The organism is Chitinophaga solisilvae (assembly GCF_009928525.1).
Taxonomy (GTDB): Bacteria; Bacteroidota; Bacteroidia; order Chitinophagales; family Chitinophagaceae; genus Chitinophaga; species Chitinophaga solisilvae.
On sequence record NZ_JAABOK010000003.1, the window covers coordinates 544,285 to 568,597 of the forward strand.

Annotated in this window: 18 protein-coding genes; 10 read left to right on the forward strand and 8 right to left on the reverse strand. The window is 47.0% G+C overall.

The window, feature by feature from the left end; all coding sequences use genetic code 11:
- Together GWG06_RS08150 and arfB are read right to left on the reverse strand one after the other, a co-directional pair.
- On the reverse strand, nucleotides 1–1,533 hold the full coding sequence (locus tag GWG06_RS08150) for an MATE family efflux transporter (protein WP_160712478.1): 1,533 nt from the start codon (nucleotides 1,531–1,533) through the stop codon (nucleotides 1–3).
- Between the two features lie 193 nt (nucleotides 1,534–1,726).
- Nucleotides 1,727–2,122, reverse strand: a complete 396-nt coding sequence (arfB, locus tag GWG06_RS08155) for an alternative ribosome rescue aminoacyl-tRNA hydrolase ArfB (RefSeq protein ID WP_127034991.1) — start codon at nucleotides 2,120–2,122, stop codon at nucleotides 1,727–1,729.
- 141 nt (nucleotides 2,123–2,263) lie between these two features.
- Between arfB and dtd the strand changes: the two genes are divergently transcribed.
- From dtd to GWG06_RS08175, 4 genes are all read left to right on the forward strand, one after another.
- Nucleotides 2,264–2,716, forward strand: a complete 453-nt coding sequence (gene dtd, locus GWG06_RS08160) for a D-aminoacyl-tRNA deacylase (protein ID WP_127034989.1) — start codon at nucleotides 2,264–2,266, stop codon at nucleotides 2,714–2,716.
- Between the two features lie 36 nt (nucleotides 2,717–2,752).
- A complete protein-coding gene (locus GWG06_RS08165) occupies nucleotides 2,753–3,079 on the forward strand; it encodes a nucleotide pyrophosphohydrolase (RefSeq protein WP_127034987.1) in 327 nt (108 codons plus the stop codon).
- Nucleotides 3,080–3,156: 77 nt separating this feature from the next.
- Nucleotides 3,157–4,101, forward strand: a complete 945-nt coding sequence (locus GWG06_RS08170; protein WP_127034985.1) for a YihY/virulence factor BrkB family protein — start codon at nucleotides 3,157–3,159, stop codon at nucleotides 4,099–4,101.
- 79 nt (nucleotides 4,102–4,180) lie between these two features.
- Entirely contained in the window at nucleotides 4,181–5,608 is a 1,428-nt protein-coding gene (locus GWG06_RS08175) for a glycine--tRNA ligase (RefSeq protein WP_160712480.1), read from the forward strand.
- 86 nt (nucleotides 5,609–5,694) lie between these two features.
- Here GWG06_RS08175 and GWG06_RS08180 read toward each other — a convergent pair whose 3' ends face one another.
- Complete coding sequence (locus GWG06_RS08180) at nucleotides 5,695–6,420, reverse strand: ferredoxin--NADP reductase (protein WP_160712482.1); 726 nt, start codon at nucleotides 6,418–6,420, stop codon at nucleotides 5,695–5,697.
- Between the two features lie 176 nt (nucleotides 6,421–6,596).
- On the opposite strand from GWG06_RS08180, the gene mfd reads away from it, so the two are divergent.
- Both mfd and GWG06_RS08190 read left to right on the forward strand, forming a co-directional pair.
- Nucleotides 6,597–9,968 carry a transcription-repair coupling factor gene (mfd, locus tag GWG06_RS08185; protein WP_160712484.1) on the forward strand — a complete coding sequence of 1,124 codons (3,372 nt, stop codon included), beginning with the start codon at nucleotides 6,597–6,599 and terminating at the stop codon, nucleotides 9,966–9,968.
- 179 nt (nucleotides 9,969–10,147) lie between these two features.
- On the forward strand, nucleotides 10,148–10,852 hold the full coding sequence (locus tag GWG06_RS08190; protein WP_160712486.1) for an SIMPL domain-containing protein: 705 nt from the start codon (nucleotides 10,148–10,150) through the stop codon (nucleotides 10,850–10,852).
- 175 nt (nucleotides 10,853–11,027) lie between these two features.
- Here GWG06_RS08190 and GWG06_RS08195 read toward each other — a convergent pair whose 3' ends face one another.
- Both GWG06_RS08195 and GWG06_RS08200 read right to left on the reverse strand, forming a co-directional pair.
- Nucleotides 11,028–14,264: a TonB-dependent receptor gene (locus GWG06_RS08195; RefSeq protein ID WP_160712488.1), complete on the reverse strand. Its 3,237-nt coding sequence runs from the start codon at nucleotides 14,262–14,264 to the stop codon at nucleotides 11,028–11,030.
- A gap of 322 nt (nucleotides 14,265–14,586) precedes the next feature.
- Nucleotides 14,587–15,042: a hypothetical protein gene (locus GWG06_RS08200; RefSeq protein ID WP_127034973.1), complete on the reverse strand. Its 456-nt coding sequence runs from the start codon at nucleotides 15,040–15,042 to the stop codon at nucleotides 14,587–14,589.
- A gap of 302 nt (nucleotides 15,043–15,344) precedes the next feature.
- Here GWG06_RS08200 and GWG06_RS08205 point away from each other — a divergent pair, with 302 nt between their 5' ends.
- The 3 genes from GWG06_RS08205 to GWG06_RS08215 are packed head-to-tail and all read left to right on the forward strand — an operon-like array spanning nucleotide 15,345 to nucleotide 18,254.
- Entirely contained in the window at nucleotides 15,345–16,670 is a 1,326-nt protein-coding gene (locus tag GWG06_RS08205; protein ID WP_127034971.1) for an ATP-binding protein, read from the forward strand.
- A 3-nt stretch (nucleotides 16,671–16,673) separates the two neighbouring features.
- A complete protein-coding gene (locus GWG06_RS08210) occupies nucleotides 16,674–17,891 on the forward strand; it encodes a tetratricopeptide repeat protein (RefSeq protein WP_160712490.1) in 1,218 nt (405 codons plus the stop codon).
- A gap of 36 nt (nucleotides 17,892–17,927) precedes the next feature.
- On the forward strand, nucleotides 17,928–18,254 hold the full coding sequence (locus tag GWG06_RS08215) for a hypothetical protein (RefSeq protein ID WP_160712492.1): 327 nt from the start codon (nucleotides 17,928–17,930) through the stop codon (nucleotides 18,252–18,254).
- 59 nt (nucleotides 18,255–18,313) lie between these two features.
- On the opposite strand, the gene gyrB is transcribed toward GWG06_RS08215, so the two are convergent.
- Nucleotides 18,314–20,293: a DNA topoisomerase (ATP-hydrolyzing) subunit B gene (gene gyrB, locus GWG06_RS08220; RefSeq protein ID WP_127034965.1), complete on the reverse strand. Its 1,980-nt coding sequence runs from the start codon at nucleotides 20,291–20,293 to the stop codon at nucleotides 18,314–18,316.
- 122 nt (nucleotides 20,294–20,415) lie between these two features.
- Nucleotides 20,416–22,095 carry an AsmA family protein gene (locus GWG06_RS08225; RefSeq protein ID WP_160712493.1) on the reverse strand — a complete coding sequence of 560 codons (1,680 nt, stop codon included), beginning with the start codon at nucleotides 22,093–22,095 and terminating at the stop codon, nucleotides 20,416–20,418.
- A 158-nt stretch (nucleotides 22,096–22,253) separates the two neighbouring features.
- Between GWG06_RS08225 and GWG06_RS08230 the strand changes: the two genes are divergently transcribed.
- Nucleotides 22,254–23,177, forward strand: a complete 924-nt coding sequence (locus GWG06_RS08230; protein WP_160712495.1) for a helix-turn-helix domain-containing protein — start codon at nucleotides 22,254–22,256, stop codon at nucleotides 23,175–23,177.
- A 472-nt stretch (nucleotides 23,178–23,649) separates the two neighbouring features.
- Here the strand turns inward: GWG06_RS08230 and GWG06_RS08235 are convergent, their stop codons facing one another.
- Complete coding sequence (locus tag GWG06_RS08235) at nucleotides 23,650–24,114, reverse strand: PepSY-like domain-containing protein (protein ID WP_127034959.1); 465 nt, start codon at nucleotides 24,112–24,114, stop codon at nucleotides 23,650–23,652.
- Nucleotides 24,115–24,313 lie beyond the last annotated feature (199 nt).

Sequence of the window (24,313 nt, forward strand, 5' to 3'; positions counted from 1 at the left end):
CTATCTGATATACTTCCCGATAAATGGCAGTCTGGCAAATTCCTTCTTCTCCATACGGAAGATAAACCAGCAATAGCCGGCAAACATAATAGTGGCCACTATCAGGGAAGACGGCTTCAGGGCGTAGATGTCCCTGGGCGAGAGCCATTTTACATTCAGCCAGTTGAAGATATAGTAGGTGATAACAGCCAGGGTCACGTAGGTAATGAGCTTGGGCAGATGGTAAGGGATAGGATAATGTTTCTGTCCCCACTTATAACAGATAACCATCTGCACAAAGTAACATACCATGGTGGCCAGGGCTGCGCCGTAGTAGCCCATCACCGGTATCCACCACCAGTTGAGAAGGAAGGCCAGTACAGCGGTTATCAGCGTGATCACCGCACCGGTTCTGGTACGGTCGGTAAGTTTGAACCAGATGGTAAGGTTATAGTAAATCCCCAGGAACATATTGGCCAGCAGCAGAACGGGAACTATTTTCATGCCCTGGTAATAGTAGGGCGCCCGCAGGAACCATTTCCAAATGTTAAGATAAAGGCTTACAAAAAGGAACATAATACACAGCATCACCACAAACAATTTCATGATGCGGGCATAAACCCGCTGCGGATTAGCGCCTTCGGCCTGTTTAAAGAAGAAAGGTTCGGCGCCTAACCGGAACGCCTGTATGAACATGGTAATCAGGATAGCCAGTTTGTAATTGGCACTGTACAGTCCGATGATCTCCTTTTTGGCTCCCATGTCATTTCCCGGCAGAAACTGTGGTAAAAACCAGGCCCGGTCAAAAGTTTCGTTAACCATACCGGCCATCCCCACAATAATCAGCGGCAGCGCATATTGCAGCATCCTTTTCCATAGGGCAGCGTCAAATTTCCATTCAATCCGGAATATCTGCGGAAGAAACATCAGCAGGGTAAGCCCGCTGCTCAGCATATTACTGAGGTAGATGTACCCCGTCTGGTCCCCGCCGTTCTTTACATCGGGTACCCAGTGGTGACCGGCCGCATATAGCTTCGGACATATCACCAGGAAGAAAACATTGAACCCTATATTGGCCAGGATATTCACCGAACGGATAATGGCATAGCGTACCGGCCGCCCCTCCAGCCTTAACTGGGCATAGGGAATGGCCGTCAGCGCATCAAAAGCCATGATGAACACCACATAGGTGTAAAAGGCCGGATGCCCCGCCAGCCCTGCCAGCTCCCCTGCATAGGAATTAATCACCGTACCCCTCAGCAACAGCAGCAGTACGGTAATAGACAAGGTGGAAATCAGCAGGGAAATAGTAGATGTGCCCAGCACATGCGCCTCATTATCCTTTTTGGCAAAACGGAAGAAAGCCGTTTCCATGCCATAAGTGAGTACAATATTGGCAAACGGAATATAGGCATATACGTTAGACATCTCCCCGAAAGTAGCTGTCGTTAATATGCTCAGGTAAAAGGGTGTGAGGAAATAATTGAGCAGTTTGCTCATAATGTTACTCAACCCGTAGTAAACCGTTTGTCCTGCCAGTTTCTTGATACTCAATACTTAAAGTTTAATGCAAAGTCTGATGCAAAGTAAGTAATTACGAATTACGAATGGCGAATTACGAATGTTAAGCGAAGATTTAAGCAAATGTGAGCGAACAGATATTTTCAGATCTGCTTAGACCTTCGCTTAGATATTCGCTAAAATCTTCGCTTAACATTCGTAATTCGTAATTTGTAATTCGTAATTGTCAGAACTGATCCCTCCTGTTCTGTTTCTTCTCCGAAAGCCGCTTTTTAAACTGAATCCTCTTTTCTATAACGGCTTTGGAGGGCTTTGTAGGCACCCGTTTTTTGCGGGGGATCAACGCTTTATTAATGAGATCATTGATTTTAAAGATAACCTCATGCTTGTTACCCAGCTGGGTGCGATGTGTCTGCGATTTCACGAGCAGTACGCCTTCCGCATTGATGCGGTTGGCCAGCTTTTCCTGTAATACCTGTTTTTGTTCCGGGGTTAACAGGGCAGAGTCCTGGATGTTGAAATAAGCCTCCACCATTGTTTCCACCTTGTTCACATGCTGTCCGCCTGCGCCGCCGCTGCGGGCTGTACGGAAGGTGAGTTCAGGTGTAACATCTATATTCATTGCGTATTCTTTTAATATGAAAATAAAAATCAGAAAGCAATTTATTAAAATCTCCCGTAAACCGTGTCAGAATGGTTGGGTTTATGAGGGAAATTGGGACGGAGAGATGGATTTTTTACATTTGCCCGAAAGGGATACAACATGAAGGCAGTAATACAACGCGTAACGCAGGCATCTGTTACGGTAGACGGGGTGGTTACCGGCGAAATTCAGCTGGGGCTGCTGGTGCTGCTGGGCATCGAAGATGCAGACACCACAGAGGATATCAGTTGGCTGAGCAGTAAAATCGTGAACCTCCGCATTTTCAATGATGAGGCAGGTGTGATGAATGTTTCGGTAAAAGACGTACACGGGGATATCCTGCTGGTAAGCCAGTTTACCCTGCACGCCTCTACGAAAAAGGGCAACCGGCCTTCGTATATCCGTGCCAGTAAGCCGGAGGTGGCCGTACCGATGTACGAAAAGATGATTGCACAGCTGGAACAGGACCTTGGCGCTCCCATCCGGCGGGGTATCTTCGGGGCCGATATGAAAGTGGCGCTGCTGAATGACGGACCGGTTACCATCGTCATCGATACGCAGAACAGGGAGTAGTTAAATCTGTTATCTTTAGATATTAATCAATACAACATGACCATTCAGGAAGCACAGGAAAAAATAGATAACTGGATCAACACTACCGGTGTCCGTTATTTCAGCGAACTCACCAACATGGCCATCCTCACGGAAGAGGTGGGAGAAGTGGCCCGCGTAATGGCCCGCCGGTACGGAGATCAGTCATCCAAAGAAAGTGATCAGAAAAGAGAACTGGCCGACGAACTGGCCGATGTCATGTGGGTGCTGCTCTGTATTGCCAATCAGACGGGTATTGACATGACGGTAGCCCTGGAAAAGAATTTCGACAAAAAGAACATACGTGATGCCGGCAGGCATATCAACAACCCTAAGCTGAAATAAGTTCCCCTATCTCTGTAACTACAGGAAGCAAAAGGCTGGTGCACGCTTTTTGCTTCCTGCATGTAAAAACATACCTCATGAAGAAAAAAGGAAAAGTAAAAATGTACTGGGAGGTGCTGAAGCAGTCCGGCAGCGATTTTATCGATGATAAAGTCCTCAAGCTAAGCGCTGCACTGGCCTATTACACCATCTTTTCAGTAGCGCCCATGCTCATTATTATCATTTTTTTATGCGATCTCTTTCTAGGTAAGGAAGCGATTGAAGGTAATATCTACGGGCAGATACAGGGCCTGGTTGGCAGCGAGGCTGCGATACAGATACAGGCTATGATCCGCAACGCTACGCTGTCCGGAGATATGAGCTGGGCCACCATGGTAGGGTTTGTAACGCTTATCATTGGCGCCACCGGGGTGTTTGCCGAAATCCAGGACTCCATCAATTATATATGGCGGCTGAAATCCAAACCCAAGAAAAACGGGCTGCTGCGCATGCTGCTCAACCGCCTGCTCTCTTTCTCGCTGGTAGTGAGTATGGGCTTCATTCTCCTGGTATCGCTGGCTATCAACGGCCTGGTGGAGCTGTTCCAGACCGTGCTGGTCAGGCTGATCCCTACCAAGCTAACATCTGATATTATTATCTATGTGGCCGACCTGGTAGTGCCCTTTGTGGTCATCACTATCCTGTTCGCCATCATTTTCAAGGTGCTGCCGGATGCCCGCATCAAATGGAAGGATGTGATTGTAGGCGCTATCACCACAGCTATCCTGTTCATGCTGGGAAAATTCGGTATCGGCTACTACCTGGGGGCCAGCAAAGTCAGCTCCACCTACGGCGCCGCAGGATCTATCGTTATCATCCTGCTATGGGTATACTATTCCGCAGCCATCCTGTATTTCGGGGCAGTATTTACCCGCGTGCATGTGCAGTATTTCGGCGCGCAGATATACCCCAATGAATATGCGGTCTGGATCAAACAGATAGAAGTGCCTCATGAAACAAATTCCGCACCCGGAGAAGGTTAGTTTATTGAAATCAAATTAATATAGATATAAAAATAATTACATCCTAATTTTCAAATTTGGCATTTATCTTTGCGCCACTATGTCTACAGATCAGAATAAATTCCAGGCGATTATATCGCATTGTAAAGAATACGGTTTTGTTTTTCAGTCCAGCGAAATATACGATGGACTCAGTGCTGTATATGACTACGGTCAGTACGGGGCTGAGCTGAAAAAAAATATCAAGGACTACTGGTGGAAAAGCATGACGCAGCTGCACGAAAACATCGTGGGTATAGACGCTGCTATTTTCATGCATCCTACCACCTGGAAAGCTTCCGGGCATGTGGATAACTTCAGCGATCCGATGATCGACAACAGGGATAGCAACAAACGCTACCGGGTGGATCATCTGATTGAAGGCCATGCCGAAACCCTGCCTGAAGCAGCAGGTAATGCCCTGCTGGCCCAAATGGATGAACTCCTGAAAGAAAATGACTTTGCAGGATTAAAATCACTGATAGAAGAGAATAAAATAAAATGTTCCGTCAGCGGTACTGTTAACTGGACAGAAGTACGTCAGTTCAACCTGATGTTTTCTACCCAGCTGGGCAGCGTTACGGAAGAAGCCAGTGAAATATTCCTGCGTCCGGAAACGGCTCAGGGTATTTTCGTGAACTTCCTGAATGTGCAGAAAACCGGCAGGATGAAGGTGCCTTTTGGTATCGCGCAGATTGGTAAAGCTTTCCGTAATGAAATTGTGGCGCGTCAGTTCATCTTCCGTATGCGTGAATTTGAACAGATGGAGATGCAGTTCTTTGTACGCCCCGGCACGCAGCAGGAGTGGTACGAGAAATGGAAGGAAGAGCGTATGCAGTGGCACCTGAGCCTGGGTACTGACCCTGCTAAATATCATTTCAAGGATCATATTAAACTGGCGCACTATGCGGATGCGGCTGTGGATATTGAATATGAGTTTCCGTTCGGCTTCAAGGAAGTGGAAGGTATCCACTCCCGTACTGACTTCGATCTGAAGCAGCACCAGGAGTACAGCAAGAAGAAAATCCAGTATTTCGATACGGAAATCAATCAGAATTATGTACCATACGTGATAGAAACCTCTATTGGTCTGGATCGTATGTTCCTGCTCACTATCTGCAATGCATATGAAGAGCAGGACCTGAGCACTCCGGAAAAACAGGACAGCCGCGTGGTACTGAAACTGCCTGCTAAACTGGCGCCGGTTAAGCTGGCGGTATTCCCGCTTACGAAGAAGGATGGCCTGCCGGAAATAGCACGTGAACTGATGGATGGCTGTAAACCTTATTTCCACTGCTTCTATGAGGAAAAAGATGCTATTGGCAGACGTTATCGTCGCCAGGATGCCATTGGTACGCCTTTCTGCGTAACCATCGATCATCAGACAAAAGAAGATGGCACTGTCACTATCCGTCACCGCGATAGCATGGAGCAGGAACGTGTTCCGCTGTCTGAAGTAAGAAACATCGTGCTGAATAAGATCATGTAATCTTAAACGGACTGCATAAAAACGTCAGCGCTACAGCCATCATAGCTGTAGCGCTTTTTTTATAGAGAAAATGTGTGCGAAAGACGTTATCCGTAAAGTTCCAGGTGAATATCATGCCGGTCGTATCCCATACCGGTAATCCGCTGCCGCGCCTCGTCTATCATAGCTTTCCAGCCACACAGGTAAAAGTACGCCGGCCGTTTGCTGCCATTCAGCATTTCTTCATAAATACCGTGAACATATCCCTTTCTGCCTGTCCAGGAGTCGTCTTCACGGCTCAGGGTAGGGATATAATTAAAACCGGGCATCTCTGCCGCCAGCTTCCGCATTTCTTCAGCATACAGGAGGTCCCGCTGCTGCCGGCATCCGAAGATAAGATGAATATTCGGGTGCGGTATATTATGCAGTTGAATATATTTTGCCATAGACCTGAACGGTGCAATACCGGTACCGGTGCATATCAGAAACAGCTCCTTTTCCATATTCTCCGGCAGGGTGAACATTCCCAGCGGTCCACGCACCTGTAACTCGCTCCCCTCCCTGATTTCATTGAAAAGGTAAGTGCTTCCGGCGCCTCCCTCCAGCAATACAATCACCAGCTCAATTTCATTACTGCCGTCAGGATGCGAGGCAATGGAGTAACTACGCCAGCGCTTGTTCTTTTTCTCATGAATGGGAAGATCCAGCGTAACAAACTGCCCCGGCCTGAAATCAAACCGTTCCATATCAGGAATACGAATCCAGAACCGCCGTGTATTGTAGGTTTCATCCAATAATCGGGTTACGATGCCAGTATGCCATATCTCCTGCATGGGAAATGATTTTGGTCTCAATGAATATAATGAAAATTTGGTTATTTGAGATTTGTTCATTTGAGATTTTATTGTTGATAAGGCCCCTCCTGTCTTCAGTCGGCATAATTTTTTACCGTAAAATCTCAAATGATCAAATCTCAAATGACCAAATTGTTCGTATCTTTGCATCCTTCATGAATTTACAGGCTGTATTACAATTGTTTCAACGTGATGCGCGCCTGCAGTCGCTGGTGAAGGGGATGCAATCACCCACCCCACAATACTTTCAGCTTTCTTCCCTGAGCGGAAGTGCAATAAATTTTGTGGCAGTGTCTTCCTGGGCTCATGCAGATGCGAACCATCTCTTTATATTAAATGATAAAGAGGAGGCAGCCTATTTCCAGAACGATCTGGAAGAACTCAGCCAGGCGCTGGATATCTTTTACTTCCCCGATTCCTTTAAGAAAACAGGTATGTTTCATGAGCTGAACGGCAGCCATAGTATGCTGCGGACAGAAGCGCTCATGAAATTTTCCGGCGGAAATGTGCGGAAGAAGGTACTGGTAACCTACCCGGAAGCCCTCTGGGAGAAGGTAGCCGGTAGTGCCGCCTTTAATACCAATATGGTGCAGCTCAAGGTGGGCGATGTGCTGAAAGTAGATCCCCTGCTGGAAAAGCTGGTGGAATGGGGCTTCAGCTATACCGACTTTGTATATGAACCCGGCCAGTATGCGCTGAGAGGCGGTATCCTGGATATTTACTCTTTCGGTAATGAAAAACCTTACCGTATAGAGCTTTTCGGGGAAGATATTGACTCCATCAGATTATTTGATCCGGAAACCCAGCTCAGCGAAAGAAAACTGACACAGGTAACCCTGATCGCCAATATGGATACCCATACGGTAGATCATACCAAAACCTCGCTGGCGGAATTTCTCCCGGAAAATACCGTGGTGTGGATGAAAGATCCCGCCTATATACAGGGCGTAGTGGAACAAATGGAGCAGCGCCTGGACGACTGGCTGCAGACCGGACAAAAGGTAAGAGTCAATGAAGATGAAGAAATGGTGCTCAAAGAGTCCGACTTCGTGAAAGCCGCTCCCCTGCTGGAACAGCTGCTGAAAAGAACCACCATCGTTTTCGGTAATAAGGAATACCTCGCAGAAAATGGGTTCACTGCGGAATCCATCACCTTCGATACGCAGGAGCAGCCCGTATTCAACAGGCAGTTCGATCTCCTGATAAAAGATCTGGCGCAACACAACAACAGTAAATACTCCCTTTTCATATTCGCGGATAACCCACGCCAGCTCGAACGCCTGCGTAGTATCTTCGAAGACCTGAAAGCAGATTTTGTTTTCTATCCCATCCCTGTAGCCATCAGTCACGGTTTTATCGATCACTCGCTGAAGCTGGCGTGCTACACGGATCACCAGATTTTCCAGCGTTTTCATAAATCAAGGGTAAAACAGGCCTATAACAAGAATAAGGCTATTACCATGAAAACCCTGCGGGAACTACAACCCGGTGATTACGTAACGCATATTGATCATGGCGTGGGCGTATACAGCGGATTGCAGAAGATAGAATCCGGCGGGAAAATGCAGGAAGCCATCCGCATTATTTACAAAAACAACGACCTGTTGTATGTAAATATCAACTCCCTGCATAAGATCAGCAAATATACCGGCAAGGAAGGCGTAGAGCCGCGTGTGAACAAGCTCGGCAGCGATGCATGGGATAAGCTGAAGGAAAAAGCCAAAACACAGGTTAAGGATATTGCCAAGGACCTGATTAAATTATACGCTGTACGCAAAGCCCAGCAAGGCTTTACGCACAGCCCCGATACGTATCTGCAGACAGAGCTGGAAGCCTCCTTCATATACGAGGATACGCCTGATCAAAGCAAGGCTACCGCCGATGTAAAACGCGATATGGAAGCTCCCTCGCCGATGGACCGCCTCGTATGCGGTGACGTAGGCTTCGGAAAAACGGAAGTAGCTATCAGGGCCGCCTTCAAATCTATCGTGGACGGCAAACAGGCCGCTGTGCTGGTACCCACCACCATCCTGGCTTTCCAGCACTATAAAACTTTCTCGGAACGCCTGAAGGATTTCCCCTGCACCGTTGATTATCTCAACCGCTTCAAATCTTCCAAAGAAAAAAAGGAAACACTCAAACGCCTGGAAGAAGGTAAGATCGATATCATCATCGGTACACACGCACTGCTGGGCAAAGAAGTGAAGTTCAAAGACCTGGGCGTGCTGGTAGTGGATGAAGAACAGAAATTCGGTGTTTCTGCCAAGGAAAAACTAAAGCAGATCAAACATAACGTAGATACCCTCACACTAACGGCAACGCCTATACCGAGAACACTGCAGTTCTCCCTGATGGGCGCCCGCGACCTCTCTATCATCAATACGCCGCCGCCTAACCGTCAGCCTATTGAAACAGAGGTGCAGGTATTTAACCAGGATGCTATCCGCGAAGCGATCTACTATGAAACAGAACGTGGCGGACAGGTATACTTCGTACATAACCGCGTGAAGGGCCTCGCTGAAATGGCCGGGCTTATCCAGGGACTTTGCCCGGACCTCTCCATTGCCACGGCCCACGGCCAGCTGGAAGGCCATCAGCTGGAAGAAGTAATCATGGATTTCATTGACCGCAAATACGATGTGCTGGTATGTACCAACATCGTGGAAAGCGGTGTGGATATACCCAATGCCAATACCATCATTATCAACAACGCGCATCACTTCGGATTAAGTGATCTGCACCAGCTGCGCGGCCGTGTAGGACGCAGCAATAAAAAGGCCTTCTGCTACCTGCTGGCGCCGCCTATGAGCACGCTGCCCGCCGATAGCCGTAAACGCCTCCAGACACTGGAACAGCACAGTGAGCTGGGAAGCGGCTTCCAGATTGCCATGCGCGACCTCGACATCCGTGGCGCCGGTAACCTCCTCGGTGGCGAGCAAAGCGGCTTCATGGCGGAAATAGGCTTCGATATGTACCAGAAAATCCTGGACGAAGCTATCCGCGAACTGAAACAAAACGAATTCCGCGACCTGTTCAAGGAACAGCTGGAAGAGAAAAAAGACTTCGTGAGCGACTGTACCATTGATACAGACCTCGAAATATTAATCCCGGATACCTATATCGAAAGTATCCAGGAACGTCTGAACCTCTATCAGGAACTGGATAATATCACCGAAGAAACACGCCTGCAGGCTTTTGAAGCTGAACTGGCAGACCGCTTCGGGCCTATGCCTGATCCGGTAAAAGACCTCCTCACCATGATCCGCTGCCGCTGGATGGCCATTCAGCTGGGCTTCGAGAAAATGATGCTCAAGGAAGAAACCCTGCGCTGCTACTTTATCAATAACCCGGATTCCCCTTACTTTGAATCCCCTACCTTCAATCATATATTAACGTATATCCAGACCCGTACCAACAACGCCAAACTGAAACAGGTCGGCAAAAACTTTATGCTGGTGGCTTCCCGTATCCGCCATATGAACGACCTCCATGCTTTCCTGAAAGGAATAACCGATAGTCGTAAATAGTTCTCCTGTAACATATTGATTCCATAATCGTTTCATATATAAATGAAACAATATTTCTGCATCTCCCTGATTTTTTTTAAAAAAAATCTACGGTTTTATGGAATAGGAATATTACAACGCATCATGAGGGTGTAATTAAAAACGAAAACAAATTTTTTAAATAAGAAAAATCAAGCATCATGAAAAAGGTAATGTTATTAGCAGCCGGATTATTTTTAGCTATCAGCACATTTGCGCAGCAGGCTACAGACAAAACAGTGAAGAAAATTGAAGTGACAGGTTCCGCCGAAATTGAAATCACACCGGATGAAATATACCTCAACATTTCTCTCCGTGAATACCTGAAGAACAAAACCAAGGTAGATATCACCACCCTGGAAAACCAGCTGGTGAAAGCTGTAGCAGGAGCAGGCCTGCCGAAAGAAAGCCTGACCATCGAAAACGTAAATGGCTACAACTACGAAATTCAGCGCAAGAAGAAAGATCCGTCTGAATTCATGGCCCGCAAGCAGTACCGCCTGAAATTAACCAAACTGGATAAAATCAACACTATCCTCAGCGCAGTAGATGCAGAAGGTATTGAATCCACCAACATTGCCTCTTTCTCTTCCAGCAAAATGGACGAATACCGTAAAGAAGCAAAAATCAAGGCGCTGAAAGCCGCTAAGGTAAAAGCTGAATACATGGTGGCAGCACTGGGTAACTCCATCGAAGGTATCCTGGAAATTCAGGAGATACCTACCGATAACTTCAGCGATGTTCGCCCTATGTACGCCAACGCGATGTACAAAGGCGCCGTTGAATCAGACAGCGCAGCCGCTGACCTCGATGTGAAAACCATTAAGGTAAGGGCTGAGGTGAGAACAGTGTTTCAGATTAAGTAATTACGAATTACGAATTGCGAATTACGAATGTGAGCGAAGATTAATCACGATTATAAAAGCGAAGAACCCGTTTGGTATTACTCCAAACGGGTTCTTCGCTTTTATAATCGTGATTGATCTTCGCTCTTAATCTTCGCTCACATTCGTAATTCGCAATTCGTAATTCGCAATTAAACTAGAAACTGTATCTCAGTCCCAGCTGCATCTGATATCTGGATGCGAAGAAATCTTTTGAATACGGAGAACCTGGTCTGTTAAAGGTATAAGTAGGATAGTTGTTCACTACTTTTCCGGTTGGTGTCAGACCTACGCTGGCAGAAGAGTTGAAGGTATTTGGTGTGAAGTACTGAATACCCCAGTCTTTGTTCAGCAGGTTGGTGATGTTTACGATATCGTAGGTGAGGGTGATGGTGTGCAGTGTTTTTTTGCTGCCGGCGCCTCTGAAGTTGAAGTCCTGTGCGAAGCGGAAGTCAGCCTGTGTGTTCCATGGAGTGCGGCCGCCGTTACGTTCAGTAAAGTTGCCTTTACGTCCGTTCAGGTATTTGTCGCTGTCAATGAAGCCCATGAATTCAGCGGCCTGCTGTGCAGCGGTTTTGCCACCAGCGATGTCGGTGAAGAAGTTGGCAGCTTCAGTCACATCTTTCGGGATGTAAGCCAGGCTCACCTGCTGAGGTGTTCCCTGAACAGTGCTATTTACGAAGCCATAGCTGTAAGGCAGACCGGAAGAAGTGTTGAAGAATGCGGAGAAGGTAGATACAAATTTACCTTTGGAACCCCAGTCCTGTTTGTAGCTAACGGTAGCCACTATACGATTACGTACATCGAAGTTGGAATAAGCCAGTGCTGGGTTGTTCGGATTCAGCGCCTGGTTCAGCTGCCAGTTGGATTCCATGGAGTTGCGGATACCATTGGTGATATCTTTTGCCTGACCGTAAGTGTAGGCTGCCATGAAGTTCAGACCAAACGGGAAGGTTTTGGAAACCTGTGCAGTGATGCTGTAACGGTAACCCTTGTCGGTGTTAGACAGCAAGTACGCGTTGGTATATAAAGGATTGATCTTTTTACCGGACCAGATAGGCTGTTGTTTGTTCACATCATATGCATAGTAGGTTGGGTTATCAACCAGGTTAATCTGCTGGAACATCAGGTCTTTGATCACTTTGGTATAGATACCTTCGATGCTGAATTTCCACTGGTCGCGGGTGCTGTATTCCAGTGCCAGGCTGCTTCTCCATACCTGTGGCATTTTGAAGTTGTTATCGATCAGATCCACCTGGGTAGCGCCACCTGCATTGTGTACATCTACGCCGTTCTGCTGTGCGAAATCGGCGATACCATTCGGAGATGGTTTGGCAGCAGGGTTAGGACCGTTAACAAAAGGCGTGGTAGAACGCTGATCGTAAGCGCCGTAGTTAACACCATTGTTGTAATAGGCATAACCTAACCAGGCGAAAGGAATACGGCCGGTGAAGAAACCGGTACCACCGCGTAATACCAGGCTGTTATCACCCTGAATATCCCAGTTGAAACCTAATCTCGGAGAGATCTGTACATTGTTCAGGAAGTCGTTTTTGATATCCTGTGGTTTAGTGTACGTATAGGTGTTACCGTAGTTCGGATCTACCGGTGCTTTGATAGTCTTGTCGCTCAGCGGTTGTTTGTTAGGTATACCAGTGTAATCAACGCGGATACCCGGTGTGATTTTGAAACGGTCTGTCAGCTGAATTTCATCCTGTGCATATACGCTCAGCAGGTTAGCTCTGAACTGTGCAGGAGGATTGTTCATGATGAAATCACGGGAGTTGTTGGCGTAGTTAAAGTTACCGCGAACACGTGATGGTTTGTTAGCCAGGAAGGAGTCAATGTTTTTGTAGTCCAGACGGCCGTTCCAGGAGTTCACAAAACCGTAGGTGATGTTATAGAACTCGTTGTGTGTTCCCAGGGTGATGGTATGTTTGCCTTTGAAGATGGTCACGTTATCGGTTATCTCAAAGGTTTTCTGTTTCATGTTGAAGATACTGGCTTCACGGTCAGTACCAAGGAAGATGGTAGAACCCGGAGCGCGGCCACCGATCTGAATCTGAGGAACAGCGGGGTCAGACAGCGGATCTCTGTAGTCATGAACATTGGAGTAACCCAGGATCAGGTTGTTGGAAATCCTGTTGTTGAAGTTACTTTTCAGTTCAGCAACGGTAGAAGTCTGGTTATTTACCTGTTTAAAGTCGATGCCTTTGAAACGGAAGTTCTGCTGATCGCGTTCCAGGTTGGTTGCTTCGGAGGTGATGGTGTTATTACGAACAGACAACTGGTGTTTGTCGTTGATATGCCAGTCAATTCTGTTGAAGAATTTGTTGGAGTTGGAGTAGATGCTGGTGTTGCCGGCTGTGCCTGCGTCTACACCATAGCTCTTCATCAGGGCAGTGATATCTGCTGCATCTTTTTCTGTAAGGATACCGCCGCCATCAGCAGAACCAGCAGCAAGGATAACAGGATCCACACGACGGGTGATTTCTGCGTTGGAGAAGAAGAACAGTTTGTTTTTGATGATAGGGAAGCCAATGCGTGCGCCAGTCTGATATTCGTGGAAGTCGCTGGGCAGTTTGGAACCGTCGCCGGCTTTGTTTTTACCGATCATAGAGGCGTTACGGCCATAACCATAAACGGAACCGTGTACTTCGTTGGTACCGCTGCGTGTTACAGCGTTGATGCTGCCTCCCAGGAAGTTACCTACTTTCACATCGAACGGAGCCAGTAATACCTGTACATCCTGGATCGCATCAAGCGATACGGGGTTGGTACGGGTGCTGCTTCCCGGCTGACCGCTGGTGCTGCTCTGGCCACCGAGAGACGGGCTGAAGCCGATCGCATCATTGTTGATGGCGCCATCCAGGGTTACGTTGTTATAACGGTAGTTGGTACCGAGGAAGGAGTTGTTGTTGCTCTGCGGAGTAACCTTGGTGAGGTCCTGCAGGCTACGGCTCAGTGTAGGCAAGGCTTTGATCTGCTCCTGTCCTATCTTGGTACCACCCGTTTTGCTGCCGGTATTACCGGTAACAACTATTTCACTTAATGCAGTGGATTCTTCCTGTAATTTAAAGTTGAAGCTGGTAGCACCTAATCCCAGGTTAACATTATCTTTAATTTCTTTCTTGTATCCGATAAAAGATACAGTGATGGTATAAGGACCACCGGGATTGAGGTTCGGCAGAATATAACGGCCGTCTTCGTTGGTTTGTGTACCGCTTCTGGTACCGGTGCTGGTGTTTACAATTACTACGGTAACACCAGGAATGGCCTGGCCACCCGGATCAGCCACCTTTCCGGATATAACCGAGGTTGTGACCTGCGCCTGGGCAGCATTAAAAAATAAAATGACAATAAAGCTCGCTATTAGCGTGACAAAAGATTTCATAAAGCCTGTAAGTATTTACAGGTGCAAAGCACGCACTCCAAAACAACCAGAATGTTAACAGATCATTACGAAATTGTTAAGGACTGCTTAAAACTGCCTTAAACTTATGTTAAATGGAGTTTTATGGGTTAAAATAATATTATGTTCATGAAGTTGTATGAAAACAATGTTAAGAGTTTGCAGTAAATGAGCTAGAAAATGATTGTTAACTGAAGATGAACAATAATCGATTTAAAGTAACCTTAACGTATATACGAAAAGAAAACCCTGTCTGAACAGACAGGGTGCAGTTAATTTCGAAATGAAAACGGGGTCTCCCGTTTTAAAAATTTACTTTGAAAGTTCCGTCCGTTAAAGGTTTTTCTATTTCACCACTGGTTAATGTGCCGGAGAATGTACCCTCCGCATCTTTACTATTAATGCTCGAAATTTTGACAGTGACGGCGCGCCCGAAATAACCGGGCTCTTTCTGCTGGATATCCATCAGAGACATTTCAATGTTCTCTGCATACTGACCCGCTTTTACGCCGTCCGGGAAAGTAACCAGCAATTCCATATGCTTACCGAAATTGTTGGTAACACCATCTACAATCAGTGTTTTCTTCCCCTTAATAATGGTATCGGTGATATAACCCTGGGTGGAATTGGATTTATATTCCACATTATCCAGTTTGAAGGAAAAGTAGCCTTCCGGCGTTACTTCTTTATCTTTTTTATTACATGCTGTAAGGCCCGTTAATACTGCAATAACGGCAAGCACTACATGTCTTAAACGCATATTCTTATTGGTTTTTTAGGTATAGGTCCTGCCATTATATTTATCAACAACCCGCGCCGGCCCGGAAACAATTCCCCCGGCCGGCCGCATTGCAAAGATTTACCAGGTTGTTTGTTGGCATAGGGATAAAATCAGGTGCAATATATGTTTATAATTTTAAATTAAATAAAATAATAATAAGTATGAACAAAAGTTAACACCGCAGAAGGGCCGGCAGCGGGCGGAAATACTAATATTAACAATATTTTTGTGGGGCATTCCGTATTATTACCCTTTGTGAGTTTTAACATTAAAGCACATTTATGTCATCGGAAGTAGTAAAACAATTACAGGAAGCCGTGCAGTTTTCGCCGGAAAATGTGCCGTTACGTCTGCATCTCGCCCAGGTGCTGCTGCAGGATTATCAATACACACAGGCAGAAGAACAATACCGCAAGGTATTGGAGCTATCGCCGGATAATGCCGCCGCACAACTGGGATTAGCCCGTACCTTCTATCATCAGCAAAAATATTCTGCCGCCATCGTGGTGCTGGAACAACTGGAACATCATGAACCCGATCATTTCGATGGATTGCTGCTCCACTGCCGCATCCTGGTGAAGGAAAACTCCCTGCAGGCAGCCAGGGATATCTATCAGCACCTGCTGCAGCTGAACCCCGGCTTCCGTGATGAAGCACTGGACGCTCAGTTCCGCATGCCACAGCAGTCATCCCTTTCTGCTGAAGATGATCTGGAAGAAGAAGACCAGGAAGGAATCTTCTCTATGGAGAAACCGGATATCAACTTCTCCGATGTAGGTGGCATGGAAAGAGAAAAACAGGAAATAGACCTGAAAATAATTAAACCACTGCAGTTCCCCGATCTCTATAAAGCCTACGGGAAAAAAGCTGGCGGTGGTATATTATTATACGGCCCTCCGGGTTGTGGTAAAACCTACCTGGCCCGCGCCACTGCCGGACAGATACAGGCGGAGTTTATTAATGTCGGCATTCACGACGTACTGGACATGTGGATAGGCAACAGTGAAAAGAACCTGCACAGCCTGTTCGAACTGGCCCGTCAGCGTAAACCATGCGTACTGTTTTTTGATGAAGTGGATGCACTGGGCGCTAACCGTAACTCTATGCGCAACAGCGGCGCCAGTCACCTGATTAATCAGTTTCTCGCTGAAATGGATGGCATCGCTGCCAACAATGAAAACGTACTCATTATCGGCGCTACCAACGCGCCCTGGAGCCTGGATCCGGCTTTTCGCCGCCCCGGCCGTTTCGACCGCATTATTTTCGTGGCGCCCCCGGATACAGAAGGGCGCGAGGAAATACTGAAACTGCAGCTCCGCAATAAACCACTGGCCGACCTGGATTATAAGGCACTGGCAAAAGCCACTGCAGGATATTCCGGCGCAGACATCAAGGCCATCGTTGACATGGCCGTGGAAGATAAACTGATGGAAGCGCTGCAGAAAGGCGTTCCGCAGCCGGTATCACAGAAAGAACTGGTGAAAGCCATCAAATCACATAAACCTACTACCAGGGAATGGTTTAATACTGCCCGCAACTACGCCCTCTATGCAAACGACGCCGGCCTGTATGACGATGTGTTGAAATACCTGGATATTAAGAAATAATTTATGGCTGTACTTATTCAGCGCGCCCAGCTGCTACTGCAACAGGGCCGTTTTCAGGATGCGCTTACTGCACTGCGGCAATATCTCCATACCAGCGCCAACGACCCGGATGCGCTTTTCCTCCTGGCTATCTGCTATATGGAACTGGACCGCCAGGACGATGCGGAAGCAGTTATCAGCAACGCCCTGAGCCTGGCTCCGGATGATGACCGCTTCTTCTACCTGCGCGCCCGCGTGGCACTCAATAAAAACCAGCTGAACACGGCACTGGAAGCCATCAGGGAAGCGGTAGCCATCAACCCGCATCATGCGGACTACTTCGGCATGTGGAGCCAGATACTCCTCTTTAAAAAAGACTACCAGGAAGCCCTGCATAAAGCGGAAGAAGGGCTGGCAATAGATCCGGAGAACCTGGTATGCCTCAATCTCCGCTCCAATGCCCTGTTCAACCTCGGTAAAAAGGAAGAAGCATTTTCAGACCTGCACGAAGCGCTGGAACATAATCCGGAGAACGCCTATACGCATGCCAACCTCGGCTGGAAATGGCTCGAGGCGGGCGATCACCGTAAGTCACTGGAACATTTCCGCGAATCCCTGAAAATAGATCCTAACCAGCAATGGGCTAAAAGCGGTATGGTACAAGCCATGAAAGCCAGGTACTGGCTCTACCGGCAGTTCCTGAACTACGCATTCTTTATGGGCCGCCAGAAAGCCCGTACACAATGGATCATCATCATTTCCATATTTGTGCTGACACAGATTGCCAGCAGAGTGTTTTTCCCCGTATACGTACTACTGGCGCTGCTGGCATTGTCTACCTGGCTGATAGTGCCGGTAAGCAACCTTTTCCTGCGCCTGAATCCTTACGGCCGCTACGCACTTACGCGGGAGCAGACAAAAATATCCAACCTCATAGGTATCCTGCTGCTGATAGCATTGCTGGCAGCAGGTGTATTCTGGCTCACCGGTATTCCTGCGCTGCTGAGTACCTGTATCTGTGCAGGTGTGCTGCTGCTGCCGGTATCCAGTATGTATGCGCCGGAATCGCCGAAAGGCCGCCGGATATTCCTGATCTATACGCTGTCTCTTGCCGTAATGGGACTGGCAGGTATTACCTTTACTATTGTAACCGGCGATCCGTTTAATATATTCGTTACCGTTATGCTGATCGGCGTATTTCTGTACCAGTTCCTGGCGAATTATGTGATCTCTAAAGAATAATGAAATAGTCTTTATCTGAAACATTCATTATTGGGTATGAAATTATCTGCAATGTCTGTTAAACAGGCGCTTAAAATTGCCCTGATAATATGTGTTGCCAGCGTACTTCTTGTATGGGTGGGGCTGGCTGTTTTTATGGATACGAAGTTGGTAGATATCCATATGCATGACACTTATGTAGTTGTTGCGGAACCTTATTTAACCGGCTTTCTGGCATCAGTACTGTTATGCTGCATTTTTGGGGTGCTGACTATTGTAAAGAGATATCGTCACCGGGTATTCCTGATATTCTTCCTGTTGACGGGACTGATTCCCATTTTATGTATAGGGGCCGTTTTTGACCTGGTATTTCATCTGTTTTAAAAAAGCGAAGCCCGGAGATATTTCTCCGGGCTTCGCTTTTTATAGAATGGTATTGCTTATTATGCATCGATTTTCGCATACTTCGCATGGGATTCAATGAAGGCCCTGCGCGGAGGTACTTCATCGCCCATCAGCATGCTGAACACACGGTCTGCTTCCGCAGCGCTTTCAATGGTCACCTGTTTCAGTGTACGTGTTTCAGGATCCATGGTAGTATCCCACAGCTGCTCTGCGTTCATCTCACCAAGACCCTTATAACGCTGAACATTGACGTTGTCTTCCTTTCCGCCCGCAGCCAGTTTGGCAATGGCGGCTTTACGCTGCTCTTCTGTCCAGGCATAGATCTGTTCCTTGCCTTTTTTCACGAGGTACAGCGGTGGTTGTGCAATGTATACATAACCCTGTTCCACCATGGCTTTCATGTAGCGGAATATGAAGGTCAGGATAAGTGTAGCGATATGGCTGCCGTCCACGTCGGCATCCGTCATGATAATCAGCTTGTGGTAACGCAGTTTGGACAGGTTCAGCGCTTTGTCATCTTCTTCTGTACCAATGGTTACGCCCAGTGCCGTAAAGATGTTCTTGATTTCATTATCCTCGTAGATCTTGTGCTCCATGGCTTTTTCCACGTTCAGGATCTTACCGCGCAGCGGCAGAATGGCCTGGAAGTTACGGTTACGGCCTTGTTTGGCGGTACCACCCGCGGAGTCACCCTCTACCAGGTACAGTTCACATTTTGAAGGATCATTATCGGAGCAGTCTGCCAGCTTACCGGGTAAACCGCTGCCGGTCATCACGCTTTTGCGCTGTACCAGCTGGCGCGCCTTGCGGGCGGCCTCACGGGCCTGCGCTGCCAATACTACCTTGTTGATAACTGTTTTCGCTTCACGCGGATTTTCTTCCAGGAAGGCATCCAGCACGGCAGCTACGGAGCTGTCTACCACCCCCATCACATCGGAGTTACCGAGTTTGGTTTTGGTCTGTCCTTCAAACTGAGGCTCCGGTACTTTAACGCTGATGATTGCGCTCAGCCCTTCGCGGAAGTCATCTCCGGTAACTTCTACCTTCGATTTTTCAAACAGTTTATTTTTATCGCCATAGGATTTGAATACACGGGTGATAGCGCGGCGGAAACCTGCTACGTGTGTACCTCCTTCTATGGTGTTGATATTATTTACATAAGAGAAGATGTTTTCAGAGAAAGCATCATTATATACCAGCGCTACTTCCACGGCTACATTGGAAGCGGAGTCATGTGTTTCCACATAAATAGGCGCCGGTAACAACGGGTTACGGCGGCCGCTTTTATCCAGCATCTGGATAAATTCCTTAATACCGCCTTCGCTGTAGAAAGTTTCAGAGAAGATGTTGCCAGCTTCGTCTTTCTCGCGCTCGTCGGATAAAGTGATCTTAATTTTACGGTTCAGGTAGGAAAGCTCTCTTAAACGACCGGCCAGGATTTCCCTGTTATAGGTAGTTTCCTTGAAAATTTCGCCATCCGGTTTAAAGTGCGTGGTGGTACCGGTGGTATCGCTCACGCCGATTTCACGCACGGCATACTGGGGTATCCCGCGGTGGTATTCCTGTTCAAACTGTTTGCCTTCGCGCTGAACGGTTACATGCAGTCGGTCGCTGAGCGCGTTCACGCAGCTCACACCCACACCATGCAAACCACCTGATACCTTATAGGTATTCTTGTCAAATTTACCGCCGGCATGCAGTACGGTCATTACCACTTCCAGTGCAGAGCGTCCTTCCTTGGGGATGATACCGGTGGGAATGCCACGTCCGTCATCCTGCACACGGATGGAGTTGTCTTCGCAGATGGTCACTTCAATATTTTTACAATACCCTGCCAGCGCCTCATCTATCGAGTTATCTACAACCTCATATACCAGGTGGTGAAGCCCTTTGATGCCAATGTCGCCAATATACATGGCCGGACGCTTGCGCACGGCTTCCAGTCCTTCCAATATCTGAATACTCCCCGCATCATAACTGTTGCTGGGGCTGGGTGCTTGCACTAATTCTTCGCTCATATGTTGGTGTAAAATCTATTAGAAATAAAAATGGTAGACAATCATGCAAAAATACGAAAAATAAGCCTTATTTCCATAAAAGAAACCGGGTTTTTCAATGGGATGGATCCGCGTTTTTTAGTCTATATATTCCCCGCCCCCGCCGTTTCCTTTACGCCGGTAAATAATGTTTTCCACACCAGGTTAAAAAATGACTTCTGAATATCCCTGCTATAGGTTGGATTAGCTACCCTGACAGCCTCTCCTTTTAACGGGTTACTGTCTTTAATGACCAGGATATTGGCTACAAAGCTGACCAGCCCCTTACGGGTAAAGCCTTTGTGGTCCTTGTCCTGCTTCAGCAGGGCAATTTTGAGGTTGTCGTACAACAGGGTAACCTTGCCGGCAGCTTTTCGTTCATCTCCTTTAATATTAAAAGACAGGTGCCGGATATTGCAGGATTTGATTTCTACCTTGCCCAGTGGCTGGGTGACTGCATTCAGGTCCCGTCCGTTCATATTTTTCAGATCGCCGGATACGGCAAACTGCCCGGCCTTATTATGCAGCATAAAATCAAAACGGGCCCTGAGCTTGCCGCTTTGCATGAATATGGCGTCCAGATCGGCTGTACAATGCCCGTTTTTCCGGACCAGGCTGTCTATATTGGTAATATTCCTGAACCGCCCGAAAACATTGCTGAAGCTGATGGTGCCTGTCTGCCCGGAAACCGGGCTTAACTCGGTATAGGTGATACCTATATTACTACCGGTCAGCGTGTCTATTTTCAGGGGCACCTGCACCTTTTCCAGCTGCTGGTTGGGGAATTGCCCCAGTTTATTGCCGGGTGGCATGGGGAGCGTGCGGTCACGGTAAATATTCACCTTGCCTCCGCGGATCGTCACCTGCTGCGCCCATATCTGCTGCTCCTGCAGCAGCAGCCGGGGATTCAGGTGATGTACCTTAATGTCGTTAAAGGTCACATCATATCTGTCCTGCTGATACCCGGTTTTTTGCTGGAAGGTAGCTTTATCATACCGGGGTTCAATTTCAAACTGCCCGATATTGAATGTCTGTTCCGCCGCATCGTAGCTGATACGCCGCAGGTGCATCCAGTACAGGCTGTCTTTGGTCCGGTGCAGATAATCTTTCATCCCTATTTCATAGTTACGGGCATATAAAAAGCGGCTGGGGTCTTTGAGTGCCAGGGAGTCTATCAGAAAATCGTTTACCCGTACCCGTAGGTCGCGGAACTGGTGGATGACCCGGGAAGAATCTTTTCTTGTGAAAATATATTTGAAGTTGGTACTGTCCAGCTGAAACCGGCCAATGAAAATGGATTTCATTTTTGTGGAGATATTTTCATAAGCTGTGCGTGGGTGGGTGGTATCTTTCACGGTGGCATCCTGCAGCATAACAATGCTGGGGGCAGTTACCACAAGGGCGCCGGCGTTGAGTTCCTTTTTCATGAAGTAGCGCCAGGGTTTGAAGTAGCGGAGCTGCAGCTTTTCCACGCTGACAAGATAAATACTGGAGGGCGCGCGGTGGGAGTTCCGCATCCGCTGATATACGGCAGAATCCAGTGTCATGGAGGCTTTGGTGAGCGTAACGCTGCCTGAAAGCACGTTCAGTTGCAGATCGCTGAACTGTACCGTATAGAGGCTGTCGGACAGGTCGGCTACGTATCCCTGTAATTCCTGTCGTAACATCTTGTTCCAGTGCCGGTTAAGGTACCATCCGGTACAGAGGACTGCCATAATAAGTACAGCGATTACGGACAAAACAATCCTGGCCAGTCTGCGGAAGTTGAATGTTCTCTTTTCCATCGTCTATGAATAAACGAAATTTATACCAATTGGTTGCAATCACACATGTAGAGATTAATGCTTATGTTAGGAATGCTTTGTAAGTGTATTGTCAAAATGTATTTCGTTTAATTACGAATGACTAAATTTGTCCTGTTTTAACAAAATTATAGCGAAAGGTGAAAGAAGTTCAGGAAATATTAGCATTGGCCATTCCGCAACCCGCGATGAGCGACCAGTTACGGCTGGCGGAGGAGGATAGTGTAATTGTTCCGGACTGTCTGGACTTTACGTTGCAGCGTTTTGTTTATGACAAGCCGCTTCCTGTGGAGGATGTGGCAATGGTGGTGTACCAGCCTGCCAAAAGGGGGCAATCTGCTGCTATTGAGCTGCGTTATTGCGTGGCCGGCAGCAAATACTGTAAAAATCCTTCCTGTACAGATCAGTTGTGTGCTGAAGGAAACAAGGAAGCCTGCATTGACCGGGTGCCTTCTGTAGATCTGATTACCGTGCGTTTCCAGCCTGCCTTTATTCAGTCACTTCAGAAGAATACCACCAGTTTTTCCATTTTTGAGAATCAATCCCGCAAGCCTTTTGTGAAAACCATCCAGCCCTGCACAAAATCTAAGTCTGTGCTGGAAACAATGGTGCATCACGATTATGAAGGCATGCTGAAAAACATATTCCTGCAAAGCCGGGCACTGGATCTGTTATTGTACAGTTCTGACCAGTTTATGCAGAATGACACGGACGAGCGCTACGGCTGCCGCTTCCTGACCCACCTGGAAGACCGTGAAAAAATTGAAAAGGCCCGCAGCATCCTGCTCGAACAGCTTGATTCACCTATTACCATCCGTGATCTGGCCCGTAAAGTAGCTATGAATGAGTGTTACCTGAAGAAAGGCTTCAAAGCTATGTATGGTACCACTATTTATGACTATTTCCAGAAGGAAAGAATGGAAAAGGCTAAAGGGTTGCTGTACGAAAAGGGGATGTCTGTATCTGAGGTAGCCATGCTGATGGGATATTCCTGTATCTCTCATTTTTCCACTGCTTTCAAGAAGCATACAGGGTTGAAGCCTTGTGAATTACTCCTTCGATAAGTTTATTATCTGTAAATAATTGTCTTTTAGTCATTTCTGTCAGAATGGCTGGCAGCGCCTGCTTGTGTGTAGGCCAGGATGACGGAGGGGTTTTCCTTTTTCGATCATTTCTTTTCCCGAATTGAGAAATGCAGGAAAAAATATCGTCGTTTCTTTGTATCACGATGGGCAGATATCTATCTGTAGATCCTATAAGCTTCCTTATTAGATTTGACCATGGGAGATGCTTGGCTGGCAATAGTAAGTAAAGCCATAAAAAAATAACTTTCGTTCTTTATCAAACACCAATTGAACAAAGTGCAAATTGCCAGAAAAGTTTTCTACCAGATTTTATAAAGTCGCCTCGCATCTGCGGGGCGATTTTTATTGGGGTATACCCGGCTGATGCTTCGCTTAGGGGCAAAGAAAAACCCCGCCCAAAAGAGCAGGGTCTGTCCTATTTATCCCTATACCTATGAAATACTAATTTGTGTTACTCAGTGACGGTGCCAGCCTCATTTAACAGCACTGCTTTATCTGCACCATTGTCCTGAATATTTACTTTGTAATAAGCAGCTACATCTGCTCTTTCAATTTTCCAGCCATCTTTTATGGTGGCAGCCGGATATTTTGTTTTCAGTGTACCAGCCACTGATTCCGGCAGTGTTTGTGCATCATATGCGCTTTTGGTAGAAATCCATTTACCATCAGCATCGTATGCTGCAACTGTTTTTATATTTTCTTTGGTAAAACTTACGTTCCAGTGTCCGGCGCTTGTTTTCGTCCATTTCGCGTCAGTCGTACCAGCAAAATTCTGATCAAAAGAACTCTTTACAGTTGCAGGTGCTTCCACCTTTTTTGCAACCACTTTTGTTTTTTTAACTGATTTTTTTTGCTGTGCAAAAGTTATGCCGGAAGTGAATAGTACCGCACAAAAAATTAACGTCAACTTTTTCATAATCAGATATGGTTTATCCGTGTTGGGTTAAAATTAATTACTAGGTTTTTCTAAATCTTCATCGGCAAAGAGCTAAAACAATGCCAAAAACGTAAAATAAAAGCTCTTTATTGCAAATTACTAAAAAAATTTAGAGAAATTATTTAAAACTGCTTTTTGAAAAAGTTCACTTCTCAGGTGCCGGCGTATTTTCTTAACT